This window comes from Pseudomonas sp. SL4(2022), from assembly GCF_026625725.1.
Taxonomy (GTDB): domain Bacteria; phylum Pseudomonadota; class Gammaproteobacteria; order Pseudomonadales; family Pseudomonadaceae; genus Aquipseudomonas.
The window spans coordinates 1,259,448-1,272,585 of record NZ_CP113060.1 but is presented as its reverse complement, the minus strand read 5'-3'; the positions used below and the strand labels follow the sequence as shown (position 1 = coordinate 1,272,585).

The 13,138-nt window shown below is 59.3% G+C and carries 17 protein-coding genes; 6 read left to right on the top strand and 11 right to left on the bottom strand.

The annotated features are described in order from the left end of the window. Positions 1-94: 94 nt before the first annotated feature. Both OU997_RS06115 and OU997_RS06110 read right to left on the bottom strand, forming a co-directional pair. Positions 95-994: a LysR substrate-binding domain-containing protein gene (locus tag OU997_RS06115; RefSeq protein WP_267809423.1), complete on the bottom strand. Its 900-nt coding sequence runs from the start codon at positions 992-994 to the stop codon at positions 95-97. A 3-nt stretch (positions 995-997) separates the two neighbouring features. Beyond that, positions 998-1,912 carry a LysR family transcriptional regulator gene (locus OU997_RS06110; RefSeq protein ID WP_267809422.1) on the bottom strand — a complete coding sequence of 305 codons (915 nt, stop codon included), beginning with the start codon at positions 1,910-1,912 and terminating at the stop codon, positions 998-1,000. 176 nt (positions 1,913-2,088) lie between these two features. On the opposite strand from OU997_RS06110, the gene OU997_RS06105 reads away from it, so the two are divergent. Genes OU997_RS06105 through OU997_RS06080 form a run of 6 tightly spaced genes read left to right on the top strand, consistent with a single transcriptional unit; the run spans position 2,089 to position 5,670 of the window. After that, the gene (locus OU997_RS06105; protein WP_267809421.1) at positions 2,089-2,589 is read left to right on the top strand and encodes a YHS domain-containing (seleno)protein; all 501 of its coding nucleotides are present in this window, start codon (positions 2,089-2,091) and stop codon (positions 2,587-2,589) included. A gap of 54 nt (positions 2,590-2,643) precedes the next feature. Then, positions 2,644-3,141 (top strand): DoxX family membrane protein, encoded by a 498-nt coding sequence (locus tag OU997_RS06100; RefSeq protein ID WP_267809420.1) that lies wholly within the window; start codon positions 2,644-2,646, stop codon positions 3,139-3,141. Further along, a complete protein-coding gene (locus OU997_RS06095) occupies positions 3,138-3,761 on the top strand; it encodes a glutathione S-transferase family protein (protein ID WP_267809419.1) in 624 nt (207 codons plus the stop codon). Before OU997_RS06100 ends, OU997_RS06095 begins: the two co-directional genes overlap by 4 nt. Positions 3,762-3,781: 20 nt before the next feature. Then, on the top strand, positions 3,782-4,069 hold the full coding sequence (locus OU997_RS06090; protein WP_184685165.1) for a DUF2282 domain-containing protein: 288 nt from the start codon (positions 3,782-3,784) through the stop codon (positions 4,067-4,069). Positions 4,070-4,072: 3 nt separating this feature from the next. Next, positions 4,073-4,942, top strand: coding sequence for a DUF692 domain-containing protein (locus OU997_RS06085; protein ID WP_267809418.1), 870 nt, complete (start codon positions 4,073-4,075; stop codon positions 4,940-4,942). Continuing rightward, positions 4,939-5,670, top strand: a complete 732-nt coding sequence (locus OU997_RS06080) for a DNA-binding domain-containing protein (RefSeq protein WP_267809417.1) — start codon at positions 4,939-4,941, stop codon at positions 5,668-5,670. Before OU997_RS06085 ends, OU997_RS06080 begins: the two co-directional genes overlap by 4 nt. A 164-nt stretch (positions 5,671-5,834) precedes the next feature. Here OU997_RS06080 and OU997_RS06075 read toward each other — a convergent pair whose 3' ends face one another. The 9 genes from OU997_RS06075 to OU997_RS06035 form a co-directional block, all read right to left on the bottom strand. Continuing rightward, positions 5,835-6,092 (bottom strand): hypothetical protein, encoded by a 258-nt coding sequence (locus OU997_RS06075; RefSeq protein ID WP_267809416.1) that lies wholly within the window; start codon positions 6,090-6,092, stop codon positions 5,835-5,837. Positions 6,093-6,389: 297 nt separating this feature from the next. Then, positions 6,390-7,007, bottom strand: a complete 618-nt coding sequence (locus OU997_RS06070; RefSeq protein ID WP_267809415.1) for an L-2-amino-thiazoline-4-carboxylic acid hydrolase — start codon at positions 7,005-7,007, stop codon at positions 6,390-6,392. A 34-nt stretch (positions 7,008-7,041) separates the two neighbouring features. Further along, the gene (locus OU997_RS06065) at positions 7,042-7,584 is read right to left on the bottom strand and encodes a DinB family protein (protein WP_267809414.1); all 543 of its coding nucleotides are present in this window, start codon (positions 7,582-7,584) and stop codon (positions 7,042-7,044) included. Positions 7,585-7,612: 28 nt separating this feature from the next. Beyond that, positions 7,613-7,921, bottom strand: a complete 309-nt coding sequence (locus OU997_RS06060; protein WP_267809413.1) for an NIPSNAP family protein — start codon at positions 7,919-7,921, stop codon at positions 7,613-7,615. Positions 7,922-7,992: 71 nt separating this feature from the next. Further along, positions 7,993-8,967, bottom strand: a complete 975-nt coding sequence (locus tag OU997_RS06055) for an endonuclease/exonuclease/phosphatase family protein (RefSeq protein ID WP_267809412.1) — start codon at positions 8,965-8,967, stop codon at positions 7,993-7,995. A gap of 149 nt (positions 8,968-9,116) precedes the next feature. Then, positions 9,117-10,286: a DUF418 domain-containing protein gene (locus OU997_RS06050; RefSeq protein ID WP_267809411.1), complete on the bottom strand. Its 1,170-nt coding sequence runs from the start codon at positions 10,284-10,286 to the stop codon at positions 9,117-9,119. A gap of 579 nt (positions 10,287-10,865) precedes the next feature. After that, positions 10,866-11,072: a DUF2986 domain-containing protein gene (locus OU997_RS06045; RefSeq protein WP_267809410.1), complete on the bottom strand. Its 207-nt coding sequence runs from the start codon at positions 11,070-11,072 to the stop codon at positions 10,866-10,868. Positions 11,073-11,211: 139 nt separating this feature from the next. Then, positions 11,212-11,991 (bottom strand): BPL-N domain-containing protein, encoded by a 780-nt coding sequence (locus OU997_RS06040; RefSeq protein ID WP_108488631.1) that lies wholly within the window; start codon positions 11,989-11,991, stop codon positions 11,212-11,214. A 269-nt stretch (positions 11,992-12,260) separates the two neighbouring features. After that, positions 12,261-13,073 (bottom strand): MerR family transcriptional regulator, encoded by an 813-nt coding sequence (locus tag OU997_RS06035; protein ID WP_108488632.1) that lies wholly within the window; start codon positions 13,071-13,073, stop codon positions 12,261-12,263. Positions 13,074-13,138 lie beyond the last annotated feature (65 nt).

The following is a 13,138-nucleotide window of genomic DNA, read 5'->3' as shown; positions in this document are numbered from 1 at the left end:
CGTGCTGTGGGAGCCATACTGAGTCATAGAGCTGAGTCGCAGAATCGCCAGAATAGGCAATCCATTGTTGCGAGAAATGAAATGAACGCGTTGGTCAGGCCAGCGCCGGGTGCTCGCGCAAACGACTCACCGCAAAATCGACAAAGCTACGCACCCGCGCGGCGGCGCGCCGGCCTTCACGGTAGACCACGTGTACGGGCAGCTCAGGCAAACCGAACCCCTGCAGCACCTCGACCAGCTCGCCGCGTTGCAGGCGTTCATGCACCTGATAGCTCATGCAACGGGTCAACCCGCCATCGGCGCAGGCCGCGCGAATCGCCGCCTGATTGGTGCTGCAGCTCAGCCGGGGGCGCAGCGGGTAGTGGCGTATGACGCCGTCGACCTGAAAGCGCCACTCGGTCAGCCGTGCATCGGCGCTGGAATGGATAATCTGATGATCCCCCAGTTCATTGGGGTGTTGCGGGGTGCCACGCCTGCTGAGGTAGGCCGGGCTGGCACAAACCACACGGCGGATCTGCCCGGCCTTGAGGGCAAACAGTGAGGAATCGGGCAGGGCGCCGGCGAGGATCGCCACATCCACGCCTTCCTCGTGCAGGTTCGGCTGGCGGTCCAGATAGCGCACATACAGCTGCACCTCGGGATACTGCTGCAGGTAATCAAGGAGGATGGCCGGCATCAGCTCCTGGCCAAACAGCAGGGGCGCGCTGACCGTCAGATGCCCGCGCGGCTGACTGTGCAGGCCGCTGGCCGAGGCTTCGGCCTCCTGGACCTCGGCAAGAATGCGCTGGCAGTCGGCGGCAAAGCGCTCACCCGCTTCGGTGAGCAGCACGCCGCGAGTGCTGCGTTGCAGCAGCGCCAGGTTCAGCCGGGCTTCCAGGGCGTCGATGGCGCGGGTCACGGTCGGCGCGGAGAGTTCCAGCTGGCGTGCGGCGGCGGCCAGACTCAGGGTCTGGCTGACCGCGAGGAATACCTGCATCTGTTGCTGGCGGTCCATGGCTCAGTTCTGCCGGTTCGGATTGAGCGCCGGGTCCTGGCTCAGGCGCTGTTCGCAGAAGTCGACGAAGGCGCGCACCTTGGCGGCCACCTTGCGCCCCCCCTGATACACCACGTGCACGGGCAGCGGCTGCTGCTCGAAGTCCTGCAGAACGATTTCCAGCTCGCCGCTGGCCACTTTGGACGCCACCTGATAACTCAGCACCCGGGTCAGGCCCCAGCCCAATACGGCGGCATTGATGGCCGCCTGGTTGGCGGTAACCACCAGCCTTGGTTGCAGGCGCACGCTGAGCGGGCTGCCGTTGTCCTCGAACTGCCAATCGCTGAGCAGCGGGCTGCTGGCCGAGGCCACCACCTGCAACTGCTGCAATTGTTCAGGATGAGTCGGCCGGCCATGGGCATCGAGAAACGCCGGAGAGGCGCAGATCACCCGGCGCACTTCACCGACGCGCACGGCATTCAGGCCGCTGTCCGGCAGGTTGCCGATGCGCACGGCCACATCGATACCTTCATCGACCATGCTCACCACCCGGTCTACCAGCATCGCACGAATCTGTAAGGCCGGATGCTGTTCCAGGAAGTCGACCAGCAACGGGGTGACAAACAGCTCGCCAAACAGCACGGGCGCCGTGAGCGTCAGTTGGCCCCGGGGCATGGCGTGGCTGCCGGCGGCGGATTCTTCGGCCTCTTCCAGTTCGGCGAGTATGCGTCGGCAGTCCTCGGCATAGCGCTGGCCGGCCTCGGTGATGTTCACGCTGCGGGTGGTGCGGTTCAGTAGCAGGGTGCCGATGCGTTCTTCCAGTGCGGCCACGGCGCGGGTCACGCTGGGCGGCGACATGTTCAGACGGCGGGCCGCCGCAGCAAACCCCTGTTCCTCGGCAACTGCCAGAAACACCTGCATTTCCTGAAAACGATCCATGTCGGCCTCCTAAAGTGAGGACACAGTCTGCGCGGTTAATTGCAGATTCTGCAATAGAGCTTTGTCAACTTGGGTTGTTCTTGTTCTTTCTGTGAGTTTTTACAGTGCGCTCACGTCGGACTCAACGGGTTCTGACGTTTACCCACTGTTCAACTGATCCAGTAAGGAAGACCACGATGAACCTGAAGAACTCCTTTATTGCCACCTCCCTGTCTGTTGCGCTGGCCGCTGGCGGAGCCGCGCTGTTGACCGCCACCAGCAGCTTCGCCTACGACGAGGCCTCTACGTCCTCGATCAACGTAGAAGCCGGCCAGGTGATCCTCAAGGGTTACGACCCGGTGTCCTATTTCCAGGGTAAGCCGGCCATGGGCGACAAGCGTTTCGCCGTGAAGCATGAAGGTGCCACCTACTACTTCGCTTCGGCCGAGAACATGAAGACCTTCCAGAGCGACGCCGCGCACTACGTGCCGCAGTACGGCGGTTTCTGTGCCATGGGCGCGGCGCTGGGCAAGAAGCTCGACGTCGACCCGAGCCAGTACAAGGTGGTCGACGGCAAGCTGTACCTGAACGTCAATGCGGACGTGTTCAAAAAGTGGTCCGAGGACGTGCCGGGCAACATCGCCAAGGCCGACGCCAACTGGCCGTCCATCAAGGACAAGGCCCCGAGCAGCCTGTAACCCTGCTGCCCCTGTTGGCGATTGCCGCCGGCAGGGGCTTTCCGGAGACATGACATGACTGTCCAAACCGTATCCGCACGTTGGCAGGCGCTAGGCCGTGATGCCCTGTTGCTGCTGGCCCGCATTACCCCAGGGGCGGTGTTCTGGCAATCCGGCCGGACCAAGGTCGAGGATTGGCAGCTTAAGGAGTCGACGCTCTATCTGTTCCAGGAGGAATACCGCCTGCCGCTGATCGATCCGGCGCTGGCCGCCGGGCTCGCTGCCTTTGCCGAACATCTGTTGCCGATCCTGTTGCTGCTCGGGCTGGGCACCCGCCTGGCGGCTGCCGGCCTGCTGGGCATGACGCTGGTTATTCAGCTCTTGGTCTACCCCGATGCCTGGGCGACCCACGGCACCTGGGCGGTGGCCTTGCTGCTGCTGATCGGGCACGGCGGCGGTCGTCTGAGCCTCGACCATGGGCTGCAACGTCCGTGGCGACGTCGCCACGGCAACAGCCAGAACCCTTGCGCGGGTCATGCCGACCCGGAGCAATGCCTGAGGGCACCGCAATGATTGAACTCTACAGCGCCAATACTCCCAACGGTCTCAAGGTGCCGATCGCCCTGGAAGAGCTGGGTGTCGACTATCGCCTGATCAAGGTCAATCTCAGCCAGGGCGAGCAGAAGCGCCCGGCATTTCTGGCACTCAATCCCAATGGGCGGATTCCTGTGCTGGTCGACCTCGACGGTCCCGGCGCTCAGCCGCTCAACCTGGCCGAATCCGGCGCCATCCTGCTGTACCTGGCGCAGAAGCACGGCGCGCTGTTGCCGCAGGACCCGCGTGAGTTCCAACGCGCCATGGAATACCTGTTCCTGCAGGTGGCCAGTGTCGGGCCGATGTTCGGCCAAGCCGGCTGGTTCCTGCGCTCGGCACCCGAGCCGGTACCGCTGGCCATCGAGCGTTACCGCAACGAGTCGCTGCGCCTGACTGCGCTGCTGGACGAGCGTCTGGCCGAGGTGCCCTGGCTCGCCGGCAGCAGCTACTCGATCGCCGACATCATGCACTTCGGCTGGCTGCGCATTGCCGACTATGCCGGCGTCGACCTGAACCAATTCCCCCATGTCCGTGCCTGGGTCGACCGAATCAGTGCCCGGCCCGCCGTGCAGCGGGCGCTAGCCCGTCTACAGAACTGACCTTCTCTGAGGAGTACCTCATGCAAACGCTCAACACCTGTCTGGCCCTGTCACTGGCCAGTGCCTTGCTCGCCGCCACCCAGTCGGCCAGCGCAGCCGATGCCCCGGTCAATGCCGGCAAGGAAAAATGCTACGGCATCTCGCTGGCCGGGCAGAACGACTGCGCCGCCGGCCCCGGCACCTCCTGCGCGGGCACCTCGAAGATCGACTATCAGGGCAACGCCTGGAAGTTGGTTCCGGCAGGCACCTGCGTAGAGATCGAAACCCCGTTCGGCAAAGGTTCGCTCGAGCCCGTGCAGAGGCCCTGATCCATGAGCAGTCTCGCGCTCCGTGGCGGTGCTGGTGTGGCGTTCAAGCCGGTGCATTTCGATGCCCTGCTGGCCAACCCGGGGCGCGTCGACTTTATCGAGGTGCATGCGGAAAACTATTTCGGCGAGGGCGGCCTGCTGCATGCCCAGCTCGCCGAGTTGCGCCGGCATCTGCCGCTGTCGGTGCATGGCGTGGGTCTCTCGCTGGGCGGTGTTGACCCGCTGGATGCTGAGCATCTACAACGCCTGTGCTGGCTGTGCGAGCGTTACGAACCGCAGCTGGTGTCCGAGCACCTGGCCTGGTCCGGGCATGCCGGCCAGTACCTGGGCGATCTGCTGCCGCTGGCCTACAACGCCGCCACGCTGCAGCGGGTGAGCGCGCGGATACAGCAGGTGCAGGAGGCGCTGGGGCGCACGATCCTGATTGAGAATCCGGCCGTTTACCTGCGTCTGGAAGAGTCCGACATGAGCGAAGTGGAGTTTCTCCGCCAGCTTTGCCGGGATACCGACTGCGGCCTGCTGCTGGATCTGAATAACCTGCTGGTCAGCTGCCACAACTGCGGCGGCAGTCCGGACACCTACCTCAAAGCCTTGCCGGCTGAACGGGTAGGGGAGCTGCACCTGGCTGGTCACACTCGCATGCCGATTGGCGATAGCACACTGCTGATCGACGATCACGCCAGTGCGGTGGCCGACGACACCTGGGTCTTGTATGTGCAGTGGCTGCTGCTGGCCGGTCCGCGCCCCAGCCTGATCGAGTGGGACCGCGAACTGCCTGCCTGGAATACTCTGGCTGCCGAAGTCGATTGCGCCAGATCGCTGCAGCAAAGCCCCTATATGCCGCCCTGTGCCTCCCGGGAGACACCCGCATGACTCCCATTGCAATGGAAGAATTTTCCCAGGCAATACATAACGCCGATGCCGTGCCACTGCATTTGGGCGAGTGTGGTGAAGGTGCATTTGCCCAGCGTTTTGCCATTTACCGCAACAACGTCAGAGCTTCGCGCACTGAGGCACTGCGTCAGGGATTTCCAGTGTTGGCGCGGTTACTGGGACCGGACTATTTCACCGCACTGGCGGCGGTGTTTATCCAACAGCATCCGCCACGCTCGGCCGCGCTGCATGAGTATGGTGCCGAGCTGGCGGGCTTTATCGCCCGATTCCAGCCGCTGAGCGAGCTGAACTATCTGACCGACATCGCCCGTCTGGAATGGGCCCGACTGTGTGCCTTCCATGCGCCAGATACGCCTGTGCTAAGTATTGCGGAGATGGACTTGGTGATCCTAACCGACAGAATCGGGCAGCCCCTGCGCTGGCATCCCTCGGTGACACTGCTGCGCTCGGATCATCCGCTGTACCTTTTGTGGACCAGTCAGCAAGGGGGCACACCAGCACCTACCGCCCAGAACTGGCCGGAGGAAAATGTACTGGTCTGGCGACATGGGTTACTGCTGCGCACCGAGCCGCTCGATGCGGTTAGCTGTGAGCTGCTGCAGATGGCTACCCAGCCAAACCGTTTGCCAGCAGCACTGGTCGAACATCCGGAGTGGCTTAGCCGGCTGATACAGCTGTTGCACTGGCAGGTGTTCTTGTCCGAATGAGCGGATCACGGATTATGCTGGGGAGCAGGCCCGGTCGTGCGCGGGCTAGCAGATCGTCCATCAGTGCTTGCGGATAGAGGGCTGTCGTTTCAGACCTGAAATTGATCCCACAAATAAAAAGCCCCTGAGCGGATTTCCGCTCAGGGGCTTGTGGTTGGCCAGGCTCAGGCTTTGTGTATCAGTTGTACGCGGTCGGCACCACCTTCAGCCACATCAATATGACGTTCAAGCCAGTAGCTGCGGCTGCGTTCGCTGCCATCTTCGGCCAGTTTTTGCAGTTTATTGACGCTGGTATGAGACGGGGTGTGCTGCAGGCGTTCACTGCCGTCGGCCGCAAAAGACTGGCCGCTGCCGAGGTTTACGAGGCTGCCGAACAGCAAGGCCGTGGCGAAGAGTCGGTGCTTTCGATGAAGGTTATGCATGATGAGTTCCTCAGGTAGGGTGCCGTTATCGGCAGTGAGGAAATTCTCTCAGTCTTAGTTGGTTGCAAGAATAGATGACTTTTGAACTTTACTATTTCTATTAATGAAATTAATGATCAGCCGCAAAGATGTTCCAGTGAATCGTCCCAGTTTCTCTAGACGCATACGACTGACCGCTGTTGGCCGGTTGTTGCCTGTCGCGACCGGCAGCAGTGGTTGTTCTCTGCCAGCTGCCGGTCAAATCCAATGCAAATGACTGGTCAGGTCGAATGCAAGTGGGTGGGTAAGTCTGTGCAATTACTCACGTGGCACGCTAAAACGGAAATCGCAGTGTGCGGCACCGCCGGCGAGGGTCTGCGTGCGTTGCAGGCTTACGCCCCAATCCTTGGCCATGCGGTAATCCAGACTGCACGCGGCAAAGTGGGTCAGCTCCGGCGCACCCTGCTCACGCAGGTAACTGGCCAGCGGACACACCTGCACATCAAAGGCCACGCCAGCGGCGGCGGGCAGGTTTGTGCGGCGGAAAGGGCGGGTAAACACCAGGCTGAATAGCGTATCGAGCAGCCACTTGATGCGTGCCGGCAAGCGGCGGCTGCGCAGGCGCGACACCTTGAGCGCCAGGGCGCTGGCCGGGGCGAAGATCTGCCAGTTGATCTGCTCAATCCACTCGCCGGCCTGCTGCTGGCCAATGCCTTGCTCCTGCAGAGCGCGGTACAGCGCGCAATCCCACTGCATATAACGCAGCAGATTCACTCCAGGCGAATGGCCTGCCCGCGAGCGTTGCATTTCTCCCTGTATTTCCAGGGTTCTGGCCCACACCGCTGACGCCGTGGCCGCAGGCAAACAAGCACCTGGCTGCGTCTGCGCCGCCCGGTGAAAGACGATGCGCGGGAGCAGCAGGGCGAGTGGCTTCATCGGTTGTCTTGGCTCTGGCGATTTGTTGAGCGCATTAGCGCGGCGCCACGTCGGCAATCAGCGCCAGTAAATCGGTCATGCCGATATCCTGCCCGGCCTGGAACAGTAAGGTGCTGGCCTGGCCGCGATGATGAGTCTGGTGATTGAAGAAGTGCAGCATCAGGCTGGCGTAAGGGCGATGCGCGGGCACGCCCTTCATATTGCCGTAGGCCAGCCCATGCTCCAGGTCCGGCTCGGTCAGCGCCGCTACCCAGTCGCTGATATGCCCATCCAGTCGGCTGCGCAATGTCTGCAACGAGGCGAGCGTGTCGAACAACAGCTGATCTAGCGCGACGGGCTGTTGCAGATCGTCCATTGCCTTGCGCAACTCAGCACACGCCGGGTGCTCGGCAAAGCGCTTGAGCCAGATGATATCGCCCACCGCAATATGGTTCAGCGTGCCGAGGATGGACGGGAAAAACGCCCCGCGATCCTCACTCAGCGCCTGCGGCGACAGCTTGCCGGCAGCGGCGTAGAGCTTGTCATTCATCCATGCGTTATAGCGGGCCAGTAACTGGAAATGGGCTAGTTGAGACATGGCGCTTAACTCGGCAATTAAGGTTCAGTCAGGCATCAAAAACCGGGCGGAAAAAGGTGCGCTCGTAGCTGATGATGCACTGGGTCTCTTCCGCATAGTTAAAGGCCGCCAGGCACTCGGCGTCGGCAAAGGACTTGAGCCGGTATTGCTCGTACGCCGCCAGGCTGGGGAAGCTGAACATCGCCAGGCCGATAGTGTTGGCACCTTCGGAGGGCAGAAAGTAACCGTGATGCGTACCGCCAAACTTCGCCACCAGGGCAATCCACAGCTTGCCGTAATGCTCGAATTCCTTGAGTTTGCGCGGGTCGAGCACATAGCGGATATGACAGGTGATCATGCTGGTCCCTCAATGATTGGATTGGATTGCTGTGTGGCTGCAGGCGATTAGGCAAGGTAAACCTGTCGCCTTTATTTCTCTAGCGTCTGCACCAGGCGAACCAGCACCGGCAAATGATCCGAGCCCAACTGTGGGCCTACTTGGCGCGACACGACCGCCCAATGTTGCGTGACCAGCACCTGGTCGATAGGCAACCCGACCACGCCCTGCAAAACGGCCGGCCAGGTCGCGGCCAAACCGCTGGCGCGGCGCAAACCCAATTGCGCCAGCCCGCTGAAGGCCGACGACCAAGGCGTGGCATTCAGGTCGCCAGCTAATACCGTCGGTACGGCGCGGGCTGCAGCTTGCTTGGCCAGGGCTGCCAACTTGGTGTTACGCACGCTGTGATACTGCGGCGAAAGCGGCGGCATGGGGTGCAGAGCGATAATCCCGATCGGCTGGCCGTGCCACTGCAGCTGCGCCTCGATATGGGCAATGCCCTGCGCATCTTCGATCACCTCTACCTGCTGCAGCGGATGGCGCGACAGTACGGCGATACCAAAGGGGTTGTCCTGGGCAACGATGTGTTGATAGGGGTAATCGCCGAGGGCGTGCAAGCCTTGCGCATAGGCCGGGGAAACCTCCAACAACACCACCACATCCGGCTCTTCCTGGGCCAGCCAGGCGGCCAATGCCTGAGTGTTGCGGCTATCTAGATGAACATTGGCACTGGCCACGGCAAATACCTGGGCCTGCGGATCGCCAGCCGGTGCTGGTGCGGATGCCGTCAGCCAGGGCAGCGGCAGCGCCAACAACAACACGGCCCAGCGCTTATCACGGCAACAGGCCAGTCCGGCAAACACCACTAACCCGAGCAAGAACAGCCACTGCCAATGGCTGACCAGGTCGATCAACCAGGCCAGCGCACCTGCGGACCCCGCGAGAAGATTCGAGAGCCACGGCAGTAGCAGGCCGAGCAGGCAAAGCAGCGCCAGCGTATTAACGCGTCTGGCCCTGAAGGCGCTGCGGTTTGGCTTGGGCTTATCGGGTGTGCGCGTTGTGGCCATGTTCGGATATGCGTGTTCCCGGCAACTTATTAGGGATCATGGTTGAAATGGCCTTGCCGCAGAAACGACTTGGTCTGAACGGACAATATTGATCCGGTTCATCGGCGGCGTGTCGCCTCCACCGCTTTAACCGAGTATTCGGCGGTATTTCAATTGCGTCGCCAAGCAGGAATCGCCGCAATGGTTATTGCGCGCAGCACCCATTCTCCTGGCCCATATAAATGATGTTTCAACCACCAGCGGCTGAATAGCAACTGAATGGCGAAAACAAAAGGCACAATCACAAGAACGATTAACGGCGAGAGTCGATCAATCAGTCCAAACCCGTATCCGGTAAACAGGATGCCAAGGAGTAGGGATTGCCCAAGATAGTTCGTTAGCGCCATTTTCCCCATGGGGGCAAGTGCTTGCTCAATACGCTGCCCTGGCTTTGTCCGGAACAGCATGACTGCTGCCACTACGTAGGACGCTGTGAGTAAAGGTGCCGTCAACTGACCGAGCCCGAAGGCGATGATTTCATAGGCACCGCCGGGAGCGTAGGTTGTTGCCAGCGCGTAAGTGAGTGCTCCGACGATTCCAATTGGCAAAGCAACCAGAAAGATCCGCTGTGTGTGCATGTTGTATAGAGCCGGATTCTCGAAAAAACGGATACGGCCTGCCGCGAGGCCAAAGAAAAACATGGCCATTGCACTTGGACCCTGCAGCATAAACAGGGTCGCAATCGTCTCCAGCAAGTGAGTTGCGTGGTAGTTAAGCGTCGCCATCGCGTCACCAGTGAATGCAGCCCGTTTCGCGTTGGCACTGGTGAGGTCTGCGTCCATCACTGCGGCCTGAGTCATTGCAGCGATCCCGAGCAGTATCCATAGCACGCCCATGGTCACGACTAACACGACGCCGATCTTCGCCGCACGACCAGGTGGGAAACCCCGACAGGCTAAAAGTATCAACCCTAATAGTGCGTAGATAGAGAGTATCTCGCCGTAGTAGAGGCAGGCTCCGTGCGCTAGACCGATTGCGAGCAGTCCGCTCTGGCGCCGCAGCATTCGTGGGAAGAATGCGCGTTCAGCCCGTTCGGCTGATGCCATTTGTAGGGTAAAGCTGTAGCCAAATAGAAAGGAAAATAATAAGTAGAATTTGGTTTCAAAAAACAGCGAGATGGAAAAACGAACCGCTTGATCAACCCCTGATACATAAACGGGATTGGACTGTGTTGTGGTGTAGTAGGGGTCGGCGAAAGCCCATATGTTCACCGCAAGAATTCCGAGTAGGGCGAATCCCCGCAACGCGTCGATATTAAGAAGGCGGTTTGATTGTTCCAATTCGAGTTACCCTGCAAGTTTGTATTTATGCTTAAACATGTTCTGTGCTTATGCATTAGTAATTAATATGTACAACAACGGCACACTAAAACAGATGCGTCACACAGGGCATTGGCCAGTAAAAAATAAAATTAGGTGCGTATTTATCTATGTCTGCGTTGAGACGGGAGCCTTACAGGCTATTTTCCTTCTTTCGGTATTTGGCGTTTGAGGGGTGGTTGGCATGATGCTAGAACGCTAGACAAAGCAGAACTCAATCTCATCGGTCTCGACTTCAAATAAGGCCGAGTGCTCAACGTTTGCAGGTACGTGATGCCCCGTCACCGACGTAATCCGGATCGTTTGCTTATTCATACCCAAAATCAATTCGCCGTGCGTAATCACGCCATGGTTATTGGTGTGGGTATGCGGTGGGATGAATGTTCCGGCGGGGGGGAGGTAAATACAACGGTGCTGCCTTTTGCCTCAAGCTTACAGGCGTCAAAGCGGCCGTCGAATAAGAGCAGTTGTTTGACTATTTTTGGGTATTGGCCTGGCATATGAGCATTCTTCCTTGTGGTTCATCACGGCGTATTGAGTTTATGGCTGTGGCGCGTCTTCGCTTGGAGCGGTTAAATCCGACACCGCTGGCTCGGGCGTAATGATTGAGTCAGGCTTGGCTTCTTCAGCCAGTTTTAAGCGGTCGGCTTTGCTGATGTAGGTGGATTTTTTCTTCGGAGCTTTTTTCGCGTTGGCCTTTTTTGCATGGGCTTCCAGCAGTTGTTTGATTTTCTTGCGACGGTTCATGGGGTAGGCCGTTTAGAGGGTTAAGCGTGCGGCGTTTAGGTGTTGAGCCCATGGCTACTGATGCCGCAGGAACCCACGTTCTGGTGTTCAGCCATTTTGCATGCTGACGCGTTGCAATACGGCTGTTCACCCTAGCCGGCTAACGCTGATCGATTGATACGGGCTGATCTGAAAGCAGTGCTTTCAGTAACGCTTCAGCCAAATGGGTGTTGTCTTGCATCGTGTGGCCGTTAAACGCCTCGCTTTTCCAACTGCTGGGCGCTTCGGGGTGCGGGCCTGAAACGGCCACTTTGCCGTGACCGTAGGCGTTCACGAGCGCTGCTGGCTGGCCGTTTTGATAGCGAGCGATAATCTGGGTGAACTCAGCGTCTGGCTGCAGCGTAAATTCGGGCCCTGCCTGATAGTACATACGGCGCGTTTCGCCCAGCCAGGTGATGGGGTAAATCTTGGGCGCAAAGTCTTCGTCATGCGCATCAGATTCTGCAGGGGTAAGACCCAAGGCTGGGAAAAAGTCACCTTCATCATGCCAGCCGGCAGATGCTAAAAACGCCCCGCCACAGACGCCCAAGTACCTTCCGCCGTTTTGCAGGTATGTCTTTAAAGCTTGGCGCGTAGTGGGTGTAAAAGCTTCAAGCAATGGCTGCACATCATCATCCGTCCCGCCCAGGATAAAAACACGGGCATTATCCAGCAGCGTTGGCAATGCGTTCAGGTTGCTCACGTACTGGATCTTCAGGCCGCTCTTACTTGCAATGTCGGCAATCGCCTCTGTGCTGTCGGGGTCTGCACCTGCGCCGTTATAGATCAATGCATAGTTCCCACGTGCAGTGGGTTGAGCGGCAGCCGCTTCGACGAGCGTAGGCAGGATGAAGGTCGTTAAAAGTGCAGCTGAGCAGAGCATCCCTTTGAGTAAGCGCATTCAACAAATTCCCTGTTGGTTAACGTGCAAGTGGTTTATACGTATGGCTGCTTAACGCATTTTGTAGATGTTTATGGCTTTATGCTAAACAACATCCCCTTGATGTGCGTCTATCTTGCGGCCCGTACCGGAGGGTGTGATACACCGCGGTCCAATCTTATCCCGCCGCCCATTTACAAATCACATCCCATCGACACAACTGTTGCCGGTTCAGTGTTCACCGTTCGCGGCGTCATAGCGACAGCTCGAGCCTGTCTCTGTGTGGGCCGTCAGTTTTTGAGTGGGATATAGATCTCGGTCACACTGTTCGGATCCATGGGGCCTAGGAAGCGCTCACCACTGTATTCGAACTCCACGCCCTCGTCTGGCTGCATTCCGGCAGATGGCAGCCATTCACTGTAAGCAGCACGGAAGGTTTCTGGCAGCGTAGCAACTATGCCGTGATGCTCGATCCTCGCGTAGTGACGAGAGGGTATCTGCACTTCCACCATGCCGGCCACTAGCGGTGCGTCGGCACCCACCGGCAAACCCGCGATATAACGCCATTCGCCGTCATCCAGGGGCTGGCAGACTCCAAAAGTCCCGACCGGATCTTGTAGGCGATCGATCTCTGGCTCTCTCGGTACGAAGCGCTCCCACATTTGGCCGATAGTGCCCTCGTTGTGCTGTTGCCAGCTCATGCCCATGATTCGCAATGCCGGATAAACGACTCGCTCAGGCGTTTGCATCCCGGGTATGCAACGCTCTGGCTGAGCCAGGTAGCGAGTGAGCTGGTCAAGTACCTGCTGGTCGCGGGCGATTGCACCTTTGAGTTTGCGGGCATGTGCCTCCAGGGCCTCACGGAGGCTTACGACACAGTCCAGTCGGCCACTATTCGCCAGTATGCGAATATCCTCCAGCGGCATACCAATTTGTTTGAGCCAAACAATGCGACCCAGGGTAATGATTTGTTCGGGCTGGTAATACCGATAGCCATTGTCGCGTCCGGTAAGGGCCGGGGTGAACAACCCAATGCTGTCATAGTGGCGAAGTGTCTTGGTCGTAAGCCCGTGACAACGTGCCATTTGTCCGATGGTAAGCATGGAGCCTCCTGTTTCTACTGGTAAAAACCTAGCGTATTGCTTGCCCTAGGGGAAAGCTCAAGCGC

What these genes read in the sequence shown, in the direction of transcription:
- OU997_RS06090 (WP_184685165.1), top strand. Translation starts at nt 3,782, where the DNA reads ATGCAAACGCTCAACACCTGTCTGGCCCTGTCACTGGCCAGTGCCTTG.
- OU997_RS06035 (WP_108488632.1), bottom strand. Translation starts at nt 13,073, where the DNA reads ATGCTTACCATCGGACAAATGGCACGTTGTCACGGGCTTACGACCAAG.
- OU997_RS06075 (WP_267809416.1), bottom strand. Translation starts at nt 6,092, where the DNA reads ATGCATAACCTTCATCGAAAGCACCGACTCTTCGCCACGGCCTTGCTG.
- OU997_RS06070 (WP_267809415.1), bottom strand. Translation starts at nt 7,007, where the DNA reads ATGAAGCCACTCGCCCTGCTGCTCCCGCGCATCGTCTTTCACCGGGCG.
- OU997_RS06065 (WP_267809414.1), bottom strand. Translation starts at nt 7,584, where the DNA reads ATGTCTCAACTAGCCCATTTCCAGTTACTGGCCCGCTATAACGCATGG.
- OU997_RS06055 (WP_267809412.1), bottom strand. Translation starts at nt 8,967, where the DNA reads ATGGCCACAACGCGCACACCCGATAAGCCCAAGCCAAACCGCAGCGCC.
- OU997_RS06110 (WP_267809422.1), bottom strand. Translation starts at nt 1,912, where the DNA reads ATGGATCGTTTTCAGGAAATGCAGGTGTTTCTGGCAGTTGCCGAGGAA.
- OU997_RS06105 (WP_267809421.1), top strand. Translation starts at nt 2,089, where the DNA reads ATGAACCTGAAGAACTCCTTTATTGCCACCTCCCTGTCTGTTGCGCTG.
- OU997_RS06060 (WP_267809413.1), bottom strand. Translation starts at nt 7,921, where the DNA reads ATGATCACCTGTCATATCCGCTATGTGCTCGACCCGCGCAAACTCAAG.
- OU997_RS06045 (WP_267809410.1), bottom strand. Translation starts at nt 11,072, where the DNA reads ATGAACCGTCGCAAGAAAATCAAACAACTGCTGGAAGCCCATGCAAAA.
- OU997_RS06040 (WP_108488631.1), bottom strand. Translation starts at nt 11,991, where the DNA reads ATGCGCTTACTCAAAGGGATGCTCTGCTCAGCTGCACTTTTAACGACC.
- OU997_RS06100 (WP_267809420.1), top strand. Translation starts at nt 2,644, where the DNA reads ATGACTGTCCAAACCGTATCCGCACGTTGGCAGGCGCTAGGCCGTGAT.
- OU997_RS06085 (WP_267809418.1), top strand. Translation starts at nt 4,073, where the DNA reads ATGAGCAGTCTCGCGCTCCGTGGCGGTGCTGGTGTGGCGTTCAAGCCG.
- OU997_RS06095 (WP_267809419.1), top strand. Translation starts at nt 3,138, where the DNA reads ATGATTGAACTCTACAGCGCCAATACTCCCAACGGTCTCAAGGTGCCG.
- OU997_RS06115 (WP_267809423.1), bottom strand. Translation starts at nt 994, where the DNA reads ATGGACCGCCAGCAACAGATGCAGGTATTCCTCGCGGTCAGCCAGACC.
- OU997_RS06080 (WP_267809417.1), top strand. Translation starts at nt 4,939, where the DNA reads ATGACTCCCATTGCAATGGAAGAATTTTCCCAGGCAATACATAACGCC.